Consider the following 20,266-nt stretch of genomic DNA (forward strand, 5'->3'; position numbering starts at 1 on the left):
ACAACAAAAAAAGCAGGCCGGCGGAAGGTTTTCCGGCCGGCCCGTCCCGAAATTGCGGAAAGGGGAACGTCTCTCGGCGCGCGGCAGATGCCTTGCCGAGAGAGATCGATTGCCACTCGATAATGCCCGAAGGACGCTTTCCAAGTTGACAAACTTCGTAAGATTTTTGACGTTCTGCGCATGTCGGCAAGTGCAGAAAGAGTTGCTCCGATCGAAGTCGCGGTGGTCGTTCTGCCCGAATCTTCGATCATGTCGCTTGCCTCGGTGCTCGATCCGATGCGGGCTGCCAATCGCGCTGCTGGCCGGCAGGTCTTCCGCTGGCGGCTCTTGTCGGGCGAGGGGCAGGCGGTGATGCTCACTTGCGGCATACCCATCGCCGTGGACGGCCGGTTCTCCTCGCCGCTCGCAGGCGACGTTCTCCTGGTCATCGGCGGTTTCAATCTTGAGCGACATGCCGGCAGGCGCTTTTTCGCGACCTTGCAGGAATGCGCCCGCCATTTCGATATCGTTGCCGGGATCGAGTCCGGTTGCTGGCTGCTTGGTCGCTCCGGATTGCTGAACGGCCGCAAGGCTACGGCTCATTGGGAAGAGCTCGAGGACTTCGGCCAAGCCTTCCCGGAGCTGACCGTCATCGGCGACCGCTTCGTCACTGACGGCAAATATTGGACATCGGGCGGCGCGTCGCCCACCTTCGACATGATGCTGCATCTGATCACCGAGAGGCTGGGCCCGGCTCTGGCGCTCGATGTCGCGAGCATTTTCGTCTACGACCAGATGCACAGCCCCACCGATGTGCAGCCTTTCGTTTCGCTTGGGCGCCTTGAGGTGCGGGATCCGGAACTGGCCGGCGCGATCAGGCTGATGGAGCGCACGATCGAACGGCCTATGACGATCGCGGCTCTGGCGCGGCGGCTCGCGGTCTCGCAACGCAAGCTCGAGCAACTCTTCGCCCGCGGCCTTTCGATCAGCCCTGGGGCCTATTACCTGCGCTTGAGATTGCAGGTCGCCCACCGGCTGGTGCGGGATTCCGGGATTTCGATGCGCGATATAGCATTACGCTGCGGCTTCGACAGCCTCTCCGCTTTCTCGCGCGCCTATAGGCGCGAATATGGCGCCAGCCCGCTCAGGATGCGAAGCGCCAACCATGCGGCAAGCCTGTCCAAAGCCATCCACACGTGAGTTTATTGGCGCTCACTTTTGGGCATGGGATCCGGATGAATCGGCAACCGCACAGGCCTCTTCGAATTCCCTCACGGTCTCTTCCGTGTTGTCCTCGGGCAAAACTGCATCGGCAACGTCTTCCGAAGCCGCGGCCTGGTCTTCAAAGACGTAGGATTGGATGTAGTAGGCCAATTGTCCCTTCCACACCTTGCGGCCGTCGATCTGGTTGCAGGCGACGGCCGTCTCGAAATCCGCCTGAAGCTCCTCCATCGTAGCCGAGGTCGGGACGGCAGCCGACGGCGCCATCAACGAGGCGATCAGCAGGGCGGTGAACATTGCGGCACTCCTCCGGTGGCGGCAACCAGGAAACGGGCCAATGGCTCGGCTGGTTCCCAAGATAGAGAACGGATTTCGCCGCGACGGAAGAGGATTTCTCGTACCCCAAAGGTTTTATCGAATGGCCGATGTGTATAGGCCACACTGGGGGTCAGGGGAGCGCGGAAAAGGCCCTCCGCTCACGCGGAAGGCCCTTCCATTCTTACCGGGTGTAATTACTGCACGACCTGGACGACCGTATAGTTCCTGGGGTCGACAATTACGCGCTGCTTGTTGACCACCGCGTAGGCGTAGGCCGGGTTTTCAGGAACCGGGGTCAGGACCACATCGCGCGGCAACGGCTTGCCGACTGCGATCTGCTCCTGGATCATCACCGTATCAGCCGGTACCGGCTGTTGCTCCACATAGGCAATGACCTCTCTCGGCGGAGGAGCAAGTATTGCGCCGGCAGCCAAGCCTACGGCGCCGCCAACCGCTGCGCCAACCGGGCCGCCAACGATAGCGCCGGTCACTGCTCCGCCTGCTGCGCCGGTGACGGCAGAGTTGTTACGGTCATCCGCAAGTGCGGGTGCGGCAAACATTCCGGCCGCGATCATAGAAGCTACAAAGATCTTGGCATTCATCTGTCGTACTCCCTTGCTACACACGGGCTACAACGTCGCGTGATTTCATTTGTTCCTCATTTTTCTTTCGATAGCGGAAGTATGACCTTCGATAACGGAATGTTAATGGCCGAAAATAACTTGTGAATACTGGGGGGTGAGGCAGGCTGTTCTCAACGTTCGCTGAGAGTCGTTGACGGGCAATCATGCAGACCTGCGCGGGGCTAGTGGCGCTGGTGGAGTCCATATTCGATAGAAAGCTGTACCTATGTCTCCGAGTCGCCCAGCGCCGCGCCGAGCTCTAAGCCGCCAAAGAAAAGCTGCGCACCGAGCTTAATGCCTGCGCCGGATCTTCGAAGAGACGCGCATCATGGCGGATTCGATGAGTCCAAGATGCAGTTTCCATGGTTTTGAGTTCGCAGCGATCCTCGTCCTACCGCTTGGCTTGGGCGGTCGGTGGTCATTCTGAATACCGCATTCGGATTCACTGGCGATGTCGCCAAACCTGCCTTCAGGTGAAATGCGCCAGTGGGGCTGGCGATAACCTGTGGAACTGGCGCACCTCTGTGATTGTTCTCAGTTTGTTCTTATAATAACTGGCTATCATGGTCGAGACGATTGGCGAAGCTTTCAGCCTCGGATGGCAACTCAAGGCGCGCTGTGCCTACGGCAAGCGCGAAGGCATGAAGTCCGTCCGCCAGTGCGGCTGGAGCTACGATCTAGACATGCTGACGTTGGTGGCGACGCGCGGCCGAGACTTTCCGCTTTCGCTGGTCGCCAGTCGGCTCCGATGTCCGCGGTGCGGCTCAAGATCGGTGGCCGTTGTGTTCATGCCGCCGTCGGAAGGAGATAAACGGCGAGGAGCGGCGTAAGTGTGTACGGAACGAAGCAGGCCGTTGCGGTTTGGAGCAGTTTTGCAGGTATGCCGACCAGGCGGCGCCTGCCTGCTCACTTGCGAGCGGAGGAATTCCGATGGCGCGCAGTACAAAGCAAAGGCTAATGAAGGCGGGCGAATTTTCCAGGACTACTGTGATTGTTGACCGCACCCTTCCCCGGCTCTTTTGGTGTTATCTTTGGAGACACGCTACGTAGAGAGGACCAATCCATGTGGCTCGAACTGCACGACAGCAATGGACTGATTTTCGTCAACATGGACACTGTTACGCACTTCCAGCGGGTCGAAGGGCAGCGGCGCACGACTCTCGTCACCTGCGCGACTAAAAGCGGAGCTTGCGTAACGCTCCAGGTTCAGGAGTCGCCGAAGGAGATCATGGCCATGATCAGCGAATTTTGAGGCAGGTTGGGGCCAGTATCACGAAATGCTGAAACCCATGCGGCTCAACAACGCAGCAGCGCCCGCGCGGCAGCAGCAAGGAAGATGGCGGCTGCTGGGCTAATACCTCCACCTCGGAGCGCGCTTCGCATTGTGAAGCAATTCAGAAGCCGTAGCAAAATCGCCGAAGATGACCGTTAGCCGCCGTTCTTCCTCCTGGCACAAGCGTTGCCTGCGGCAAAAATCGTGAATATTCCACACCTTAGTAGCAGACTGCTTGGAAAGCTCATCGGCTTCAACGCGTACAACCATCTCGCTCCTCCCAAAGCTTAGGAAGTGAGATTATTATACCAAAGTCTAGTGAAGCAAGAACAAAAGTAAGTATTACTTTTGCTTTAAGTATTACTTATCGCCTGGCGCTCTCCTCCTCTGGCGACAGCCGAGCTCTACACGCCGTCTTCAAGAGCCTATGACGGCTTGCCGGAGATCGATTATCCCTTCCACGACCGCGACGTCCTCGTCACCGCCTGCGGCCGCGTCTGCATGCACCGCAAGAAGATCAACATCTCGACCGTGCTCGCCGGTCAAAGGCTCGGAATCAAGGAGGTGGAGAGAGCCTGCCCCGGACTTGATCCGGGGGCATTTGGCTCGTCAGCTTCATGTATTATGATCTGGGATATATCGACCTGGAGCAGAGAACCTTGCAAACCATCGACAACCCGTTCGGCACGAGGTTGTCACCCATGTCTTAGGTACAAACTGTTACCTATGTCTCCGGGCTGGACAAACATTTGAGTGGTGAGCGCGCAGGGATTCGAACCCTGGACCTACTGATTAAAAGTCAGTTGCTCTACCGGCTGAGCTACGCGCTCCCGTCGACCGAGCGCGAAGCTCGGCGGAAGTGGGCGGACATATGCACGCGCCTTTCGTGCCGGTCAACCAAAAATTCGCACGAAACCATCAATAATAGGCGCGCCCTCCCGATCCAATGAACCGCGGGCGATCCGTTCTTTGGCGGGGCTTACGCGATCATTTTCAGAATGCGTCACGCATGCGGCAAATTGATCGCCGAAAGGTGATTGGTTTCCCATTATATATGCGCTTAAGAAGGCAGCGAGCCTGAGCGCCGGAGTTTCTGAACCTTGTCGATTGCCGATATATCCATCTGGACCGCCATTCTCGCGGGCGCTCTGTCGTTTCTCTCGCCTTGCGTCCTGCCGCTCGTACCGCCCTATCTCTGCTACATGGCCGGCGTCTCGGTGGACCAGTTCAGGGGCGGCAATGCGGTCGCGGTGGCGAGCACGCGCAGGGCGGTGCTGCCGGCCGCATTGTTCTTCACGCTCGGATTTGCGACCGTCTTCGTCGCGCTCGGGGCAGGGGCGTCCTCGATCGGCCTTTTGCTGCGGCAACATATCGACCTGCTGTCACGCATTGGCGGCATCATCATCATCATCATGGGGCTGCATTTCCTCGGCGTCTTCCGCATCGGCTTGCTCGCCCGGGAGGCGCGTTTCCATGGTGGCGGGAAGCCGGCGACGTTGTCCGGCGCCTATATCATGGGCCTTGCCTTCGCCTTCGGCTGGACGCCGTGCATCGGCCCCGTGCTCGGCACCATCCTGGGCGTCGCGGCCGCGCGCGACACCGTCGGCGACGGCGCGTTGCTGCTCGCGATCTATTCGCTCGGCCTTGCCGTTCCGTTCTGGATCGCCGCGGGCTTTTCAGGCGCCTTCATGCGCTTCCTGTTACGCTTCCGGCGTCACCTCGGGCTCGTCGAGAAGCTGATGGGTGCCTTGCTCGTCGCTGCCGGCCTGGCCTTCCTCTTCGGTTTCGTCAGCGCCGTGGCGATCTGGTTCCAGCAGACTTTCCCCATCCTGTCGCAAATCGGCTAGGTGGTGGCGACAAGTCCCCCCTCTGGCCGGCGGGCCAGAGGGGGGAAGGCCGCCGTCCTAGGCGGTCTTCCTGGTGAACGTCTCCCGCAGGCTCTCCTTGATCGACTGCAGCGCACTGCCGGGATGAATGCCCTCGCGCATCAGCAGCCCCCGCAGCGGTCCGGCCGAGGAGAGAAGTTGAAGACCGACCGCGCGCATCGCCTGGACCGGCAGGAAACTGGAGAGCAGCGAACGGTTGAGGAGGTCGACGCTTGCCGTGCGGCTGACGATATCGATACGGCGGCGGCTGTCGAAGCGGTCGCCCGTGTCAGCCGGCAGGCGGCGGCCGGTCGGAGATCCAACGAGTTCGGCGACCGTCATAACGTCGCGCAGACTGAGATTGAGCCCCTGGGCGCCGATCGGCGGAAACGCATGCGCGGCCTCGCCGACCAGCATCACCCTTCCCTTGCCGAAGCGCCGGGCCGTCATGCCGGTGAGCGGGAAGGATTGCGGTTTGCCCTCGACGGTCACCTTGCCGAGTATGGACTGCATCCGGTCCTCGATGGTGCGCGAAAGCACGTCCAGCGGCAATTGCAGCGTTTCCTCCGCGTCGCGCGGCTTCTGGACCCAGACGAGGCTCGAGCGGTCACCCGGAAGCGGTACCTGCGTGAAGGGCCCGCTTACCGTGTGGAACTCCGTCGAAACCTCCTGATGCGGGAGCTCGTGCGCGAAGTTCAGGACGACGGCCGCCTGCGGATAGGACCAGGTGAACGTTTCGATGTCGGCTGCTTCCCGAACGGCCGAGCGCCTGCCGTCGGCGCCGACGATCAGATCCGCAGTGAGCATTCGCCCGTCCTCGAGGCCGACTCGTACTTCCACTTCGCCGAAGTCGAAGACAGTCGCCGCGACCGGCACCCGCTCGAGCGTGGGCAGGCTCGCCTCGTGCTTTTCGAGGATCTCGAGGAAGGGCGCGTTGGGGATGTTGTGGCCGAAGGCTTCCAGGCCCACTTCCGCGGCGCGGAAGTTGACGGGCGGCGCGCGCAGCAGCCGCTTCGTTGCGTCGATGATGTGAATGGCGACGAGCGGTGCCGTCAACGGAGCGACATCGTCCCAGATGCCGAGCGTCTTCAAATATTCGATGGACTGATCCATCAACGCCGTGGTGCGACCGTCGGCAATCGCCGGTCGCGGACCGATGAGCGCCACGCGATGCCCCTCGCGGGCAAGAGCGATCGCGGCCAGCGAGCCGGCAAGCCCGGCCCCGATGATGACGATGTCGTAATGCTCCATGGCCGACAGCACCCTCTTAGCGGCGGTCGCCCGCCTCATTTTCCAGTAGCCGCCTTTCTACCCCCTTAGCTCATTGAAATAAATGGGCTCGATCGAGAGCGGCCATTGCACCCGCATGTCCACAAGACAATCCCCGTTGAGGCTTGACTTGCTTTGTTTTTGCTGGCGATGCCCGGCAAAGGGTGCATATTACCGCTGATGCAGTCGGAGACGGTGTGAATTGCTGCATGGTGGCTGAAAAGACGAAAAGCTGAAAAGACGAACAAGTGATGGGCGGCATTCGCGGATGAAATTCTTCAACTACAGACGCGTCCCCTACGCCGAGATCCGCGCTTTTTCCGTGCATGTCCTGACGGCGTCGGGTTCCTTCCTCGCCTTTCTCGGCGTCGTGGCGGCGGCCGAGCATCGTTTCGTCGACATGTTCTGGTGGCTGGGCCTGGCGCTGCTCGTCGACGGCATCGACGGGCCGATCGCGCGCAAGGTGCAGGTCAAGGAAGTGCTGCCGAACTGGTCGGGCGACACGCTCGACAATGTCATCGACTATGTGACCTATGTCCTGCTGCCGGCTTTCGCGCTCTATCAAAGCGGCATGATCGGGGAACCCTGGTCCTTCGTGGCGGCCGGCGCCATCGTGGTATCGAGCGCCATCTACTATGCCGACATGGGCATGAAAACGGATGAGTATTTCTTCTCCGGCTTTCCGGTCGTCTGGAACATGGTCGTCTTCACGCTGTTTGTCATCCAGGCGAGCGAAGTGACGGCATCCATCGTCGTTTTCCTGTCGGTCGTCTTGACCTTCCTGCCGATCAATTTTCTGCATCCGGTGCGGGTGAAGCGATTGCGATCTCTCAATCTCGCGGTGTTTTTCCTCTGGTCGGCTCTCGGCATTTACGCGCTGCTCCTGCATTTCGAGACGCCGATGTGGGTCGCCGCCGGGGTTGTAGCGACTGGGATCTATCTCTACGTCATCGGTTTCATTCTGCAGCTTTTCCCAAATCTCGGGCGGGGCTAGAGGGGCGGGAACCGCGCGCATCTTCGCTCGGGTCCCCTTTCGTTTTTCTGAAATCAAGGAGTTGCTCATGGCACAGGCGATCGTCATCCGCGAGCTCGGCGGGCCGGAAGTTCTGAAGATGGAAGGGGTGACGCTGGCGCCGCCCGGGCCGGGCGAGGTTCAGATCCGTCAGGTGGCGATCGGTCTCAATTTCATCGACGTCTACTTCCGCACCGGCCTCTACAAATCGGCAAAGGGCCTGCCCTTCGTTCCCGGCAAGGAGGGGGCGGGGATCGTCACGGCCGTCGGCGACGGCGTCGGTCTTTTTTCGGTCGGCGATCGCGTGGCATACGCCTCCGCCGACGGCGCCTATGCGAGCGAGCGCAACGTCGATGCGTCGCAGCTGGTCAGGGTTCCCGAGGGGATCAGCCTCGAGACGGCGGCGGCGATGATGCTGAAGGGCATGACGGCGCAATACCTTCTGAACCAGACTTTCAAGGTTGGTCCGGAGACGACGCTGCTTTTCCATGCGGCGGCCGGCGGCGTCGGCCTCATCGCCGGCCAATGGGCCAAGGCACTCGGCGCGACGGTGATCGGCACGGCGGGTTCTCAGGAGAAGATCGAGCTCGCCCTTGCCCACGGCTACGACCACGTCATCAACTACAATGCGGAGAACTTCGTCGATCGCGTGAAGGAGCTGACGGGCGGCCGCGGCGTCGATGTCGTTTACGATTCGGTTGGCCGCGACACCTTCCCCGGCTCGCTCGACTGTATAAGACCGCGTGGCATGTGGGTGAGTTTCGGCAATTCTTCCGGCCCGGTGGACGCCTTCAGCATCGGCATTCTCGCGCAGAAGGGCTCGCTCTTTGCCACTCGGCCGACGCTCTTCGGTTACATTGCGACGAGACCCGCACTGGAGGCGTGTGCAAATTCCCTGTTTGATGTTGTGCAAAGCAACAAAGTGCGTATCAATATCAATCAGACCTATCCGCTCGCCGAGGCCGGCCGAGCGCATACGGATCTCGAAACAAGAAAAACGAGTGGAACGACATTGCTGATTCCCTGATCGTTGCCTGGACGGCTGGGAATTGAGGGGAAAGAGGGCGGCGTGCCTGTGAAGGGATCAACTGCGAGCGGCCCGTTGCTGGCCGTGCGCAACCTGACGAAATTGTTCGGCTCGTTCGCAGCCTGCAATGCGATCGATCTGCAGATAGAATCCGGAGAAATCCACGCGCTCCTCGGCGAAAACGGGGCGGGGAAATCCACCCTGGTGAAGATGCTGTTCGGCGTGTTGGCGCCGACAGCGGGCGAAATCCTGTGGAAGGGCGACGCAGTCCGGATAGCGAGCCCCGGTGACGCACGCAAGCTCGGCATCGGCATGGTGTTCCAGCATTTCTCGTTGTTCGAGGCGCTGACGGTTGCCGAGAACATTGCTCTGTCGATGGACCGGAACGTTTCGCTCGGGCGGGTCGCCGAAGAGGCCTCGCGACTTTCTCGCGCCTATGGCTTGCCGCTCGATCCGAAAGCACATGTCGCCGACCTTTCCGTTGGCGAAAGGCAGCGTATCGAAATCGTGCGTGCGCTCCTGCAGAATCCGCAGCTTATCATTCTTGACGAACCAACCTCGGTATTGACGCCGCAGGAAGCCGACCGTCTTTTCGAGACGTTGTATAAGCTGAAAGCGGAGGGAAGGTCCGTCCTCTATATCAGTCACCGGCTCGAGGAGGTGCAGCGACTTTGCGATCGCGCCACCGTATTGAGGCACGGCCAGGTGACGGGTGCCTGCGACCCGCGCGCGGAGACGCCGGCCTCGCTCGCCCGAATGATGGTCGGAAGCGAAGTCGCGGCCGTCACCCCCGAGGGAACGAACACCAAGGGGGCGGTGCAACTGGAGGTGCGGCATCTCTCGGTCGCCGCGCGCACGCCTTTCGCGGTCTCGCTGAAGAATGTCTCTCTCAAGGTGCGGGCCGGCGAGGTCCTGGCGATCGCAGGTGTTGCCGGCAACGGTCAGAGCGAGCTTTTCGACGCGCTTTCGGGCGAGTATCCGGTGGCCGACGACAATGCCGTGCACATCCGACAAACGCCGGTCGGGACAAAGGGCATCAACGCGCGACGGCTGATGGGTGCCGGTTTCGTGCCGGAGGAGAGACACGGCCACGCCGCGGTTTCGGCACTTCCGCTTTCCGATAATCTGGTTCTCGCGCGCAACCAGTCGGACCGCCGCGCCTTTCTCGGCGGCGGCTTCCTGAAGGTCATCCGCCAAGATGCGGTGAAGGCCGCGACCAGGCGGATCTCCGAGAACATGGATGTCCGCAAGAGCGGTGACGATCCGCCGGCCGCATCGCTTTCGGGCGGCAATCTCCAGAAGTTCATCGTCGGACGCGAACTCGACCGCGAGCCATCGGTGCTTGTCGTCAACCAGCCGACCTGGGGCGTCGACGCGGGTGCCGCCAGCCGCATCCGCCGGGCGCTGGTCGATCTCGCCAAGGCGGGCTCCGCCGTCCTGGTAATCAGCCAGGATCTCGACGAGATTTTCGAGGTGGCGACGGAGATCGCGGTGATCAGCGACGGCCGGCTATCGGATGCCTATCCGGCGCGGGAGCTTTCGCGCGAGAAGATCGGTCTGCTGATGGGCGGCCTACATGGGCTGACTGAAGGCGCGGGGGCGGCACATGCGCATTGAGCTCGAAAAGCGCGCCAAGGTCTCGATCCTGTTCTCGATCCTTTCGCCTTTCATCGCCTTCGCCTTGACCCTCGTCTTTGGCGGCATCATGTTCGCGCTCCTCGGCAAGAACCCGGCGATCGCGCTCTACAGCTACTTCGTCGAGCCGCTGATCGAAGTCTGGTCGTTGCATGAACTGGCGATCAAGGCGGCGCCGCTGATCCTGATCGGCGTCGGGCTTTCGGTCTGCTTCCGCTCCAACAATTGGAACATCGGTGCGGAAGGCCAATTCATTATGGGCGCGATCGCCGGCTCCATTCTGCCCGTGGTGTTCTACGATTGGCAATCGCCGCTGATGCTGCCGCTGATGCTCGTTCTAGGCATGATCGGCGGTGCGCTCTTCGCGGCGATCCCGGCCTTCCTGAAGGCGCATATGAACACCAACGAGATCCTGACGAGCCTGATGTTGGTCTATGTCGCCCAGCTCTTCCTCGACTGGCTGGTGCGCGGCCCCTGGCGCAATCCGGAGGGTATGAACTTTCCGGAAACGCGGCGCTTCGCAGCCGATGCGATCCTGCCGGAGATGCTCGCCTCCGGGCGCGCCAATTGGGGCTTTGCCTTCGCCATCATCGCGGCCGTGCTCGTCTGGTTCATGATGCGCTACACGCTCAAGGGCTTCGAGGTCGCCGTTCTCGGCCAGTCCGCGCGGGCAGGGCGCTTCGCAGGCTTCTCGTCGCGCAAGATGATCTGGTTTTCCATGCTCTTTTCCGGCGCACTCGCGGGGCTTGCCGGCATTGCCGAAGTGAGCGGTGCGATCCAACAATTACGGCCGGTGATTTCGCCCGGTTACGGTTTCACGGCGATCATCGTCGCCTTCCTGGGGCGCCTCAACCCAATCGGCATCATCGCCGCCGGCCTCGTGCTGGCGCTCACCTATCTCGGAGGCGAGGCAGCACAGCTTTCGATCGGCGTGTCTGACAAGGTGACGCGCGTCTTTCAGGGACTGCTGCTCTTCTTCGTGCTCTCCTGCGATACACTCATCCATTATCGCATCCGGCTCGTGTGGGAGAGACTTCCGGCGATCAAGACGGATGAGGCGCACTGATGGGTATCGTTGAAGCAATCCTCTTGAGCGTCATCACCGCGGCAACGCCGCTGGTCCTTGCCGCCGCCGGAGAACTTGTCACCGAACGGTCCGGCGTGCTCAATCTCGGCGTCGAAGGCATGATGATCATGGGGGCCGTATGCGCCTTCGCGGCGACACAGCTCACCGGTTCGCCCTATCTCGGCGTCCTCGCCGGCGTTGCCGCGGGGGCATCGTTTTCGCTTCTGTTCGGCTTCCTGACGCTGACGCTCGTCGCCAATCAGGTGGCGACGGGACTGGCGCTGACGCTGCTCGGTATCGGCGCCTCCGGCATGATCGGCGAGAGTTTCCTCGGCATGCAGGGCATCAAGCTGCAGCCGATCGCCATTCCGCTCTTGTCCGAGCTACCCCTCGTCGGCCCCTTGCTCTTCCGGCAGGATGCGATCTTCTACCTCTCGGTCGCGATCGTCGCCGGCATCCACTGGTTCCTGTTCCGGAGCCGCGCCGGGCTCAAGCTCAGGGCGGTCGGTGACAGCCATGGCTCGGCGCATGCGCTCGGCGTGGACGTGATAGGCATACGCTATCTTGCAGTGCTCTTCGGCGGCGCCTGCGCCGGCCTCGCCGGTGCGCAGCTCTCGCTGGTCTATACGCCGCAATGGGTCGAGAACATGTCGGCCGGACGCGGCTGGATCGCGCTGGCCCTCGTGGTCTTCTCCTCCTGGCGTCCGTGGCGCATAGTTGTCGGCGGTTATCTCTTCGGGGCCGTCTCGATCAGCCAGCTGCACGCCCAGGCATTCGGAATCGGGATCCCGTCGCAGTTCCTTTCTTCGCTTCCCTATGTGGCGACAATTGTCGTACTCATACTGATATCCCACAACCGGCGGATGACCTTGATCAATACGCCGGCATCGCTCGGCAAGCCGTTCGTGCCGGACCGGTGAACAACAAGAACCAGACGGCTATTCTCGAACCACAGAGGTCAAAAAATGAAAAAACTACTCCTCGCCCTTGCAACCACGACAGCGGTGCTCGGCTTTGCTGCGGCCGCGAGCGCACAGGAAAAGGCCAAGGTCTGCTTCGTCTATGTGGGCTCCAAGACCGATGGCGGCTGGACCCAGGCACACGACATCGGCCGCCAGCAGGTCGAAAAGGAGCTCGGCGACAAGGTCGAAACGCAGTTCCTGGAAAATGTGCCGGAAGGACCTGACGCCGAACGCGCGATCGAGCGCATGGCACGTTCCGGCTGTGGCCTGATCTTCACCACGTCCTTCGGCTTCATGGATGCGACGATAAACGTCGCGCAGAAATTCCCGGACGTGAAGTTCGAACATGCGACCGGCTACAAGACCGCGCCGAACGTCGCCACCTATAACGCCCGGTTCTATGAAGGCCGCTACATCCAGGGCCAGATCGCGGCCAAGATGTCCGAAAAAGGCGTCGCCGGTTACATCGCGTCCTTCCCGATCCCGGAAGTGGTGATGGGCATCAACTCCTTCGTGATCGGGGCCCGCTCGGTCAATCCGGACTTCAAGATCAAGGTCATCTGGGCGAACACCTGGTTCGACCCGGGCAAGGAGGCGGATGCCGCCAAGGCGCTGATCGACCAGGGCGTCGATATCCTGACGCAGCACACCGATACGACCGCTCCGATGCAGGTCGCCGCCGAACGCGGCATCAAGGCCTTCGGGCAGGCATCGGACATGATCGCCGCCGGCCCCAAGACGCAGTTGACGGCGATCGTCGATACATGGGGCGCCTATTATGTGAAGCGCACCAATGCCTTCCTCGATGGCACCTGGCAATCAACCTCGAGCTGGGACGGCCTGAAGGAAGGTATCCTGACCATGGCGCCCTACACGAACATGCCCGACGACGTGAAGAAGATGGCGGAGGAGACCGAAGCCAAGATCAAATCCGGCGAGTTGAAGCCGTTTACCGGACCGCTCAACAAGCAGGATGGGTCGCCCTGGCTCAAGGAAGGTGAAACGGCCGACGATGCCACGCTCCTCGGCATGAACTTCTATGTCGAAGGCGTGGACGACAAGCTGCCGCAATAGCCTGCGTTCTCGGGGCCTCTCACACCCGCGAACCCCGCGCACGGTGCGCGGGGTTTGCTTATGCCGGCGCTGAGAGATTTCGGCGCCTCGGGACCGTTTGTCCCATCCCAGGGCCGGGCAGCCCGTGGGCTTGTGATGCTACGGCTTCATCGCGGGCGACACACCTCCCACGCGGCGCCTCGTTCGCTCAGATCGGTCAAAATCTATAGCCGCCGATATAACTCAGGCTTTCAGGAATCGTGTATTCGATCTAGAGTTATATGCGGAGCTTCTGAAGAGCGCCGTGGTCGGACGTGGCGCGACGTCCGCGGCATTCTTGGAGGGGAGGGGGTGAAGGATTTGCTCGAGACCGTATTAACCAGAGCCCCGAAGCGGACAAGTCACGCGCAGGTGGTGGATCAACTCGGCAAGGCAATCGTTTCTGGCGAATTTCCGGTTGGGAGCATATTGCCCGGCGACCCTGAACTGGCGGCACGTTTCCGAGTGTCGCGCACGGTCCTGCGTGAGGCGATGAAGACGCTCGCCGCCAAGGGCATGATCGTCCCGCGCGCCAGGATCGGCACCCGTGTCACGCCCCCGAAAGAGTGGAACCTTTTCGACGCGGATATCCTGACCTGGCATTTTGCCTGCGGAGTGAATGAGGAATTCCTGCAGCATCTCAGCGAAGTGCGGTTTGCTTTCGAGACTCACGCAGCGGCACTGGCCGCGAGAAACGCGTCCGATGCGGAAATCGTGACGATGATGCGCCTTGCGGTCGCCATGGGCGATGCTAATCACAGCGCGGAAACCCTCGCCGTGGCCGATCTCAAATTCCATCTCTCCGTTCTCGATGCATCCGGAAATCCATTCCTGCGGACCGTCGGCAGCCTGATCGAAGCTGCCCTTGTCGGCGTCTTCCGGCTGAGTTCACCCACGGATGAGAAGGGCGGCATCGACGAGGTTGCCCGAAATCACATCCGCATCGTCGAGGAAATCCGGAACCGGAACGAGGCAGGTGCCCGGCAGGCGATGGAATATGTCATCAAGTACGGGCGCGACCGCATTCACGAGGCTTTCGCCAAGGGCGAGATGGCGTGACCCGCTCCTCCATCGCCTGCCCTTGCCCTTTTATGGACCGTGGCCTATCTGCAGACGCAGTCGCCTGCGAGTGCGGCGGCTTCCATCAGCGGTAGATCGGGACCATGTCCGAGCTTTTCGTCATTTTTCTCCTCCTCCTCATCAACGCCTTCTTTGCGCTTTCGGAATTGGCCATCGTCTCGGCAAGCAAGCCATTGCTTCGCCAAATGGTGAAGCAGGGCAATCGGAGAGCCGAAAACGCGCTGAAGCTTGCGGAGGAGCCTGGCAAGTTTCTGTCGACGGTCCAGGTCGGGATCACGCTGGTCGGTATTCTGGCGGGCGCCTATGGCGGCGCGACGATCGCGGCAAAGGTCGCACCGGTGCTCAACGAAGTCCCATGGATCCACCCGTATGGCCATACGGTAGCCGTGGCGCTCGTCGTCACTCTGATCACCTTCCTTTCCGTCGTCATAGGCGAGCTCATCCCAAAGCAACTCGCGCTCCGCAATCCGGAATCCCTGGCGATATTCGTCGCGGGATCGATGACCTGGCTTTCGCGGATAGCGGCGCCGGTCGTCTACCTGTTCGAGACCACCGCTGCTCTCGCCTTGCGCCTGATGGGCATGAGAGCTGACGACGTTGACCGCGTCACCGAAGAGGAAGTGCAGGCGATCATGGCCGAAGGGGTGGAGAGCGGCGCTATCGAGAAGAGCGAGCACGAGATGCTGCGCCGCATCATCCGGCTCGGCGACCGCAGCGTCAAATCGATCATGACCCACCGCACCGAGGTGAGTTTCATCGACGTAAACGACAGTCTGGATACGATCGGACGAAAAATCCGGGATTTCGGCCATTCGCGCTATCCCGTGATCGAAGGTTCGTCAGGGGACGTGATCGGGGCGGTCCTGGCGAAGGAGATACTGAACGCGCCCCTGGCGCCGTCCTTCGACTTCCGCAGCTATGTCCGCGAGATACTGACCCTTCCCGAGACCATCTCCTGCCTGAAAGCCCTCGAGGCATTCAAGACATCGCCGATCGACATGGCGATGATCGTCGATGAGTACGGCAGCATGGAAGGCATCATCACCACCGCCGATATCCTGGAGGCGATCGTCGGCGTGATGCCGTCGAACTACGACGATATCCAGCACGCGCCGATCCGGTCGCGCGGCGATGGCAGCTATCTTGTCGACGGACGGACGTCGATCGACGAAATCCATCTGCAGATTGGCATCGAAGGCATCGATCCGGACGGCGATTTCGAGACCATAGCCGGTTTTCTCGTCCATGAGCTACGCAAGACCCCGGAAGAGGGCGATTGTACCGAGGCCTATGGCTACCGCTTCGAGGTGGTCGACATGGACGGCCGCCGCATCGACAAGATCCTCGTCAGCCGGAGTGTGGAAAGCAATTCGGCCTGATCGGGTTGTGCCGCTATTGGCGCTACCGCATGTCTCCTTGAATTTACCTTGGTTTATGGCAAGGACATGCAGCAAATCAAAGTGCTACAGCAGCGCGTCCCCCTCTCGGTCCCTTTTATCTCGCTGGCGGCTCGAGGGTCACGCCCCAGTTGTTGAAGATCGCGGCCATCTGTCCGTTGTCCAGGGCCTTCGCTATCGCGTCGTCGATCGCATAAGCGAGATCCTTGTGCTGGAAGTTCACGCCGACTCCGAGGGTCCATTTCCCACGGGCGAAGCCGACGAGCGGCGGTTCGTGCACAACCAGATCGGACGCAATATGTGCGGTAAGACCCGCTTGAAGCTGTGCACGCGGTCCCATGGCGGCCTTCGTTTCGCCGGCTGCAAGCCCCTCCATCGCTAGGGCCGTGCTGCGATAGCGACGGATCTTGTCGATGGGTCCAAGAAGCGAGGTCAGATAGAAATCGGAGATGGAATCGTTCTCCACCGAAACGGGGTCGAAGCGGAAGAAGGCCGGCGTCGGCCCCTTGTCGGGATACTCTTTCCTGTCGTAGGCAATCGCAATGGCCTCGGTTGCGTATTGGCCGGTAAAGGTCACTTGCTCGATGCGGCACGAATATTCGCTGTCATAAGGTACATGCAGCATCACGTCGCTGACATGGCCGCCGATCGCGGATCCCTTCCAGACATAGTTGAGCAAGTCGGCTTCGAGTGCCTCGCCCGCCGGGACAAGGCGGAAACGCGCCGCCACCCCAAGTTCTGCGGCGATCAATCGGCCGATGTCGACGTCAATCCCGCGTGGTTCGCCCTTTTCCTGATAGGACCACGGTGGGAAATCCTCGTAGACGGCGAACTCGATCCAGCCCTCTTCGAGTATACGGTCGAAAGAACGTCCGACATCCTGCGCAAAGGTATTCTGAGGTCTCGGCTGCGGCACGTAGCCCTCGCATCGTGCGAAGGCTACGGCCGGCAGGACTGTGCAAGCCAATGCCGCAAGCGAGGTCGCCCAGGGAGCGTGCATTGCTCACTCCGTTGCAGAAAGCCCGACTGCCAGAATTTCGCTGGCCTTCTTCCAGCTTTCCGGGGCGTCGGTCAGGATTCTCGCCGCCTCATAGGCGACGCTGTCGGCAACCGGGGCACCGGAAGCGGTCTTCATTTCGGCAGCGATTTTCTCAAGTTCGGCCTTCAGTGCGTTGGGGTCGGAAACCTTGGCGGAAGCCAGTTCGTTTCGCACCTCGCTCAGCCGGTCCGCATGGGCATCGAGCGCCCCGTCCTCAGGGCGCGTTTCGACATAGGTGCGGATCGCCCAGGCTGCCTTCTGGCCGAGAACATCGCCGAAGGCCGGCATCTTGGTCGTGCCGTCCTGGGTATAGCCGTGGCGGAAGCGTTCGACGAACCACTCGTCGCCGTATTCCTCCGCCTCTAGAAACCTGAGGTCGGGGGCAAGCCCGCCGGATACGGCGCCGAGGCCGTGACAGCGGGCGCAGTTCTGGGTGAAACCGGACGCGCCAATCTCGATGGCCTTCAGCCAGACATCGCGTCCGACCTTGTCCTCACGATAGGGGTTTTCGGTAAGCCATTCCTCACCGATGTCCGGCAGCGCTTCGGTGTTGACCGGCTGGGGTGATACGTCGCCATGTGCGACGACGATTGTAGCCGTTGCAAAGAGTGCAAGCGCCGCAACTCCGGCGCGGATACGGTTCCTGGACATCTCTCCTCCCTCGGATGAACTCGCTTGCAGCATTTTTAACGCCAGCCGCCGACGCCGCGGAATACGACCTAGGTCGCGACCTGACACGGTACCTTGGTCGTATTCCACTGCCCTCCGCCGTCGCCCTAAGGTCTATAGCGGGAGGAGTGTCCAATGCCGAAGATCCGCATCAGTGGGACCGTTTCCGCATGCCTGTTGACTGCGCTTGTCGTCGCGGCCACTCCGGCCCGGGCGGAGATCGCCGTCGCGATGACCTATCTGCGTGAGGAGGTGAAGGCGCCGCCGGTGCTTTCCAATCTCGATCCGATTCCCGATGATCTCGGCGTCGCAGGTGCTAGACTTGCCCTCGCCGATACCGAGACGACCGGCAGCTTTCTCGGCCACCGCTACATGCTGAAGGTGATTTCCGTCGAGCCGGGAGGCGATCTCATCGCAGCCGCGAAAGACGCGCTCGCCTCCACTCCCGTGCTCTTTCTCGATGCCCCGAGCGAAAGCATCTTGGCGGTGGCCGATCTGCCCGAAGCGAGCGGCGCGCTGATTTTCAACATCGCCTCCGGCGAGCGCCGCCTGCGCGACACCGATTGCCGCGCCAATGTCCTCCACACTATTCCGGAGGATGCAATGCGCGCCGATGCGCTGATGCAGGTGCTGAAAGCCAAGCGTTGGACACGAACCGTCATGATCGTCGGTCCAAGGCCGCGGGACGAGGCCTTCGCCACGACGTTGCGTGCTGCTGCGGCAAAGTTCGGGGTCGAAATCCTGGCTGAAAAGACGTGGACCTTCGATACCGACCTCAGGCGGGCGGCCGGCAAGGAGGTGCCGCTGTTCACCCAGGATCTTCCCGACCACGACGTGCTCCTGATCGCGGACGAGGCGGACGACTTTTCCCGCTTTGTCGCCGACAACACTTGGCTGCCACGGCCGGTTGCCGGGTCGGACGGCTTGCGGGGGGAGGGATGGGCACCCGTCCTGGAGCAATGGGGCGCCGTGCAGCTGCAAAACCGCTTCGAAACCCGTGCGCAACGCGAGATGCAGTCGCGTGATTACGCCGCCTGGACCGCCCTGCGCACAATCGGCGAAGCGGTGACCCGGATCAATTCGGCCGATCCGGCGAAGCTCAGGGCCCACATTCTGTCGGATGCCTTTGCGCTCGACGGCTTCAAGGGACGATCGCTTGGCTATCGCGGTTGGAACGGGCAATTGCGCCAGCCATTGCCGGTGGTCAATGCGCGCGCTCTTGTCGAGCTCGCGCCGCTGGAAGGCTATCTCCATCCGGAGAACGACATGGACACGCTCGGGCTCGATCGCGCGGAAAGCGCCTGCAAGGCATTCGGGGGCTGAGATGAAGAGGACCCTATCACTTCTGCTTGCACTCCTTGCCGGACCTTCGCTGCCTGCGACCGCCGGCGAAATCTGGATCACCAACGAAAAGGACGACGACATCTCGGTCATCGACACCGCAACGCTCGAAGTCGTCCGCACGATTGCGACCGGAGAGCGCCCGCGCGGCATCACCTTCAATTCCGACCATTCTCGCATCTATATCTGTGCATCCGACAGCGACGCCGTGGAAGTGATGGACCCTGCGACGGGCGAAATCCTTCACGAATTGCCCTCCGGGGAGGATCCGGAACAATTCGTGCTCGCACCCGACGACAGGCATCTTTGGATCGCCAATGAGGACGATGCCGTCACGACCGTCGTCGACGTCGATACGCGGGAGGTCGTAGCGCAGATCAATGTCGGCATCGAGCCGGAAGGGATGGCTGTGTCGTCTGATGGCAAGATCGTCGTGACGACGTCCGAGACGACCAATATGGCCCACTGGATCGACACGGCGACGATGAAGATTGTCGCCAATACGCTCGTAGACAGCCGGCCACGCCATGCAAAGTTCACGAAGGACGGCGCGGAACTCTGGGTGTCCTCCGAAATCGGCGGCACGGTGACGGTTTTCGACGTCGCCACCCGGTCCGAGAAGGGTAAGATCCGGTTCGCCATCACCGGCGTCAACGCCGACCTGATCCAGCCCGTCGGTTTCGACTTCACACCCGATGGCAGGACGGCCTTCATCGCACTGGGTCCGGCCAACCATGTCGCCGTTGTCGACATGAAGACTTTCGAGGTCGAGGACTACATTCTGGTCGGTCGCCGTGTCTGGCACATGGCTTTTTCGCCCGACCATCAGCAGCTTTTCACCACCAATGGCGTCTCCGGCGATGTCACCGTGATCGATGTGGCGACGCGGGAGCCGATGAAATCGATCAAGGTCGGACGCTTCCCGTGGGGTGCGGCGGCCCGGCCTTGAAGGGGCTCTAACAGTGGGGAGAACGCGAATGAGGCCCATAATCCTGTCCGTCGCGATGCTGGTCCTTTCAACCGGCGCGGTCTCGGCCGACGACGAGAACGAGGTTGCCGAGATGGGGCTTGCCGGGCTTCTCTCCGCGCCCAACCACAAGGACCTGCCGAAGCTCACGCTTTCTGCCGGCGCGCCGCTCGCCTCCGCCCCGATGCGGCTGAAGTCCGGCACCTACTACACGCTGAAGATAGAGGCCGACGGCAGCCAGGAACTGGCGCTCGAGGGGGCGGGCTTCTTTCGGGCGATCTGGGTGAACGAAATTGTCATCGAAGGCATCGAGATCCGGCCGCTCGGCGTCGACTCGCTGGAATTCGATGAGGCGGGCGAAGCGGAGATCAGCTTTGTCGCTATCGGCCGGGCAGCTACGAAGTGAAGGTGTCGGGTACCAGCGGCGATCT

20 protein-coding genes, 1 tRNA gene and 1 pseudogene are annotated in these 20,266 nt (G+C 61.4%); 15 read left to right on the forward strand and 7 right to left on the reverse strand.

The annotated features are described in order from the left end of the window. Window positions 1-180 precede the first annotated feature (180 nt). A complete protein-coding gene (locus tag J2Z31_RS22600) occupies window positions 181-1,179 on the forward strand; it encodes a GlxA family transcriptional regulator (protein ID WP_408022054.1) in 999 nt (332 codons plus the stop codon). 12 nt (window positions 1,180-1,191) lie between these two features. On the opposite strand, the gene J2Z31_RS22605 is transcribed toward J2Z31_RS22600, so the two are convergent. Next, window positions 1,192-1,497: a hypothetical protein gene (locus J2Z31_RS22605; protein WP_209604831.1), complete on the reverse strand. Its 306-nt coding sequence runs from the start codon at window positions 1,495-1,497 to the stop codon at window positions 1,192-1,194. 215 nt (window positions 1,498-1,712) lie between these two features. Beyond that, a complete protein-coding gene (locus J2Z31_RS22610) occupies window positions 1,713-2,120 on the reverse strand; it encodes a DUF1236 domain-containing protein (RefSeq protein WP_209604833.1) in 408 nt (135 codons plus the stop codon). Window positions 2,121-3,204: 1,084 nt separating this feature from the next. Between J2Z31_RS22610 and J2Z31_RS22615 the strand changes: the two genes are divergently transcribed. Next, on the forward strand, window positions 3,205-3,393 hold the full coding sequence (locus tag J2Z31_RS22615) for a hypothetical protein (protein WP_209604835.1): 189 nt from the start codon (window positions 3,205-3,207) through the stop codon (window positions 3,391-3,393). A gap of 99 nt (window positions 3,394-3,492) precedes the next feature. On the opposite strand, the gene J2Z31_RS29400 is transcribed toward J2Z31_RS22615, so the two are convergent. Beyond that, a complete protein-coding gene (locus tag J2Z31_RS29400; protein WP_234939593.1) occupies window positions 3,493-3,684 on the reverse strand; it encodes a hypothetical protein in 192 nt (63 codons plus the stop codon). A 126-nt stretch (window positions 3,685-3,810) separates the two neighbouring features. On the opposite strand from J2Z31_RS29400, the pseudogene J2Z31_RS29405 reads away from it, so the two are divergent. Further along, window positions 3,811-4,124 (forward strand): annotated as a pseudogene (locus tag J2Z31_RS29405) (IS481 family transposase); the annotation flags it as partial. A 44-nt stretch (window positions 4,125-4,168) separates the two neighbouring features. Here the strand turns inward: J2Z31_RS29405 and J2Z31_RS22620 are convergent. Next, window positions 4,169-4,244, reverse strand: a tRNA-Lys gene (locus J2Z31_RS22620). Window positions 4,245-4,514: 270 nt separating this feature from the next. Between J2Z31_RS22620 and J2Z31_RS22625 the strand changes: the two genes are divergently transcribed. Then, window positions 4,515-5,261 carry a cytochrome c biogenesis CcdA family protein gene (locus tag J2Z31_RS22625; RefSeq protein WP_209604837.1) on the forward strand — a complete coding sequence of 249 codons (747 nt, stop codon included), beginning with the start codon at window positions 4,515-4,517 and terminating at the stop codon, window positions 5,259-5,261. 57 nt (window positions 5,262-5,318) lie between these two features. On the opposite strand, the gene J2Z31_RS22630 is transcribed toward J2Z31_RS22625, so the two are convergent. Then, window positions 5,319-6,530: a UbiH/UbiF family hydroxylase gene (locus J2Z31_RS22630; protein WP_209605174.1), complete on the reverse strand. Its 1,212-nt coding sequence runs from the start codon at window positions 6,528-6,530 to the stop codon at window positions 5,319-5,321. A gap of 286 nt (window positions 6,531-6,816) precedes the next feature. Here J2Z31_RS22630 and pcsA point away from each other — a divergent pair, with 286 nt between their 5' ends. The 8 genes from pcsA (at window position 6,817) to J2Z31_RS22670 (ending at window position 15,801) form a co-directional block, all read left to right on the forward strand. Next, complete coding sequence (pcsA, locus tag J2Z31_RS22635; RefSeq protein ID WP_209604839.1) at window positions 6,817-7,542, forward strand: phosphatidylcholine synthase; 726 nt, start codon at window positions 6,817-6,819, stop codon at window positions 7,540-7,542. Window positions 7,543-7,609: 67 nt separating this feature from the next. Continuing rightward, entirely contained in the window at window positions 7,610-8,587 is a 978-nt protein-coding gene (locus tag J2Z31_RS22640; protein ID WP_209604841.1) for a quinone oxidoreductase family protein, read from the forward strand. A gap of 42 nt (window positions 8,588-8,629) precedes the next feature. Continuing rightward, entirely contained in the window at window positions 8,630-10,204 is a 1,575-nt protein-coding gene (locus tag J2Z31_RS22645) for an ABC transporter ATP-binding protein (RefSeq protein WP_209604843.1), read from the forward strand. Next, complete coding sequence (locus J2Z31_RS22650; protein WP_209604845.1) at window positions 10,194-11,288, forward strand: ABC transporter permease; 1,095 nt, start codon at window positions 10,194-10,196, stop codon at window positions 11,286-11,288. The genes J2Z31_RS22645 and J2Z31_RS22650 overlap by 11 nt, the downstream gene beginning before the upstream one ends. Then, window positions 11,288-12,208: an ABC transporter permease gene (locus tag J2Z31_RS22655; RefSeq protein ID WP_209604847.1), complete on the forward strand. Its 921-nt coding sequence runs from the start codon at window positions 11,288-11,290 to the stop codon at window positions 12,206-12,208. Before J2Z31_RS22650 ends, J2Z31_RS22655 begins: the two co-directional genes overlap by 1 nt. A gap of 45 nt (window positions 12,209-12,253) precedes the next feature. After that, window positions 12,254-13,324, forward strand: coding sequence for a BMP family ABC transporter substrate-binding protein (locus J2Z31_RS22660; RefSeq protein ID WP_209604850.1), 1,071 nt, complete (start codon window positions 12,254-12,256; stop codon window positions 13,322-13,324). A gap of 330 nt (window positions 13,325-13,654) precedes the next feature. Beyond that, window positions 13,655-14,401: a FadR/GntR family transcriptional regulator gene (locus tag J2Z31_RS22665; RefSeq protein WP_209604853.1), complete on the forward strand. Its 747-nt coding sequence runs from the start codon at window positions 13,655-13,657 to the stop codon at window positions 14,399-14,401. Between the two features lie 104 nt (window positions 14,402-14,505). Further along, window positions 14,506-15,801 carry a hemolysin family protein gene (locus J2Z31_RS22670; protein WP_209604855.1) on the forward strand — a complete coding sequence of 432 codons (1,296 nt, stop codon included), beginning with the start codon at window positions 14,506-14,508 and terminating at the stop codon, window positions 15,799-15,801. 115 nt (window positions 15,802-15,916) lie between these two features. On the opposite strand, the gene J2Z31_RS22675 is transcribed toward J2Z31_RS22670, so the two are convergent. Together J2Z31_RS22675 and pedF are read right to left on the reverse strand one after the other, a co-directional pair. Next, the gene (locus tag J2Z31_RS22675; protein WP_209604856.1) at window positions 15,917-16,819 is read right to left on the reverse strand and encodes a substrate-binding periplasmic protein; all 903 of its coding nucleotides are present in this window, start codon (window positions 16,817-16,819) and stop codon (window positions 15,917-15,919) included. A gap of 3 nt (window positions 16,820-16,822) precedes the next feature. Beyond that, a complete protein-coding gene (gene pedF, locus J2Z31_RS22680; protein WP_209604857.1) occupies window positions 16,823-17,509 on the reverse strand; it encodes a cytochrome c-550 PedF in 687 nt (228 codons plus the stop codon). Between the two features lie 153 nt (window positions 17,510-17,662). Between pedF and J2Z31_RS22685 the strand changes: the two genes are divergently transcribed. The 3 genes from J2Z31_RS22685 to J2Z31_RS22695 are packed head-to-tail and all read left to right on the forward strand — an operon-like array spanning window position 17,663 to window position 20,241. Continuing rightward, window positions 17,663-18,850, forward strand: coding sequence for an ABC transporter substrate-binding protein (locus J2Z31_RS22685; protein WP_209604858.1), 1,188 nt, complete (start codon window positions 17,663-17,665; stop codon window positions 18,848-18,850). 1 nt (window position 18,851) lies between these two features. After that, window positions 18,852-19,817, forward strand: coding sequence for a YVTN family beta-propeller repeat protein (locus J2Z31_RS22690; RefSeq protein ID WP_209604860.1), 966 nt, complete (start codon window positions 18,852-18,854; stop codon window positions 19,815-19,817). Between the two features lie 28 nt (window positions 19,818-19,845). Next, window positions 19,846-20,241: a hypothetical protein gene (locus J2Z31_RS22695; protein WP_234939594.1), complete on the forward strand. Its 396-nt coding sequence runs from the start codon at window positions 19,846-19,848 to the stop codon at window positions 20,239-20,241. The last annotated feature ends 25 nt before the right edge of the window (window positions 20,242-20,266 follow it).

This window comes from Sinorhizobium kostiense (genome assembly GCF_017874595.1).
GTDB classification, from domain to species: domain Bacteria; phylum Pseudomonadota; class Alphaproteobacteria; order Rhizobiales; family Rhizobiaceae; genus Sinorhizobium; species Sinorhizobium kostiense.

Excerpts from the sequence above, each read along its gene's own strand:
- pedF (WP_209604857.1), bottom strand. The coding sequence starts at position 17,509 with ATGTCCAGGAACCGTATCCGCGCCGGAGTTGCGGCGCTTGCACTCTTT.
- J2Z31_RS22660 (WP_209604850.1), top strand. The coding sequence starts at position 12,254 with ATGAAAAAACTACTCCTCGCCCTTGCAACCACGACAGCGGTGCTCGGC.
- J2Z31_RS22630 (WP_209605174.1), bottom strand. The coding sequence starts at position 6,530 with ATGGAGCATTACGACATCGTCATCATCGGGGCCGGGCTTGCCGGCTCG.
- J2Z31_RS22690 (WP_209604860.1), top strand. The coding sequence starts at position 18,852 with ATGAAGAGGACCCTATCACTTCTGCTTGCACTCCTTGCCGGACCTTCG.
- J2Z31_RS22610 (WP_209604833.1), bottom strand. The coding sequence starts at position 2,120 with ATGAATGCCAAGATCTTTGTAGCTTCTATGATCGCGGCCGGAATGTTT.
- J2Z31_RS22685 (WP_209604858.1), top strand. The coding sequence starts at position 17,663 with ATGCCGAAGATCCGCATCAGTGGGACCGTTTCCGCATGCCTGTTGACT.
- J2Z31_RS22605 (WP_209604831.1), bottom strand. The coding sequence starts at position 1,497 with ATGTTCACCGCCCTGCTGATCGCCTCGTTGATGGCGCCGTCGGCTGCC.
- pcsA (WP_209604839.1), top strand. The coding sequence starts at position 6,817 with ATGAAATTCTTCAACTACAGACGCGTCCCCTACGCCGAGATCCGCGCT.
- J2Z31_RS22655 (WP_209604847.1), top strand. The coding sequence starts at position 11,288 with ATGGGTATCGTTGAAGCAATCCTCTTGAGCGTCATCACCGCGGCAACG.
- J2Z31_RS22675 (WP_209604856.1), bottom strand. The coding sequence starts at position 16,819 with ATGCACGCTCCCTGGGCGACCTCGCTTGCGGCATTGGCTTGCACAGTC.
- J2Z31_RS22670 (WP_209604855.1), top strand. The coding sequence starts at position 14,506 with ATGTCCGAGCTTTTCGTCATTTTTCTCCTCCTCCTCATCAACGCCTTC.
- J2Z31_RS29400 (WP_234939593.1), bottom strand. The coding sequence starts at position 3,684 with ATGGTTGTACGCGTTGAAGCCGATGAGCTTTCCAAGCAGTCTGCTACT.
- J2Z31_RS22695 (WP_234939594.1), top strand. The coding sequence starts at position 19,846 with ATGAGGCCCATAATCCTGTCCGTCGCGATGCTGGTCCTTTCAACCGGC.
- J2Z31_RS22600 (WP_408022054.1), top strand. The coding sequence starts at position 181 with ATGTCGGCAAGTGCAGAAAGAGTTGCTCCGATCGAAGTCGCGGTGGTC.
- J2Z31_RS22615 (WP_209604835.1), top strand. The coding sequence starts at position 3,205 with ATGTGGCTCGAACTGCACGACAGCAATGGACTGATTTTCGTCAACATG.
- J2Z31_RS22640 (WP_209604841.1), top strand. The coding sequence starts at position 7,610 with ATGGCACAGGCGATCGTCATCCGCGAGCTCGGCGGGCCGGAAGTTCTG.
- J2Z31_RS22650 (WP_209604845.1), top strand. The coding sequence starts at position 10,194 with ATGCGCATTGAGCTCGAAAAGCGCGCCAAGGTCTCGATCCTGTTCTCG.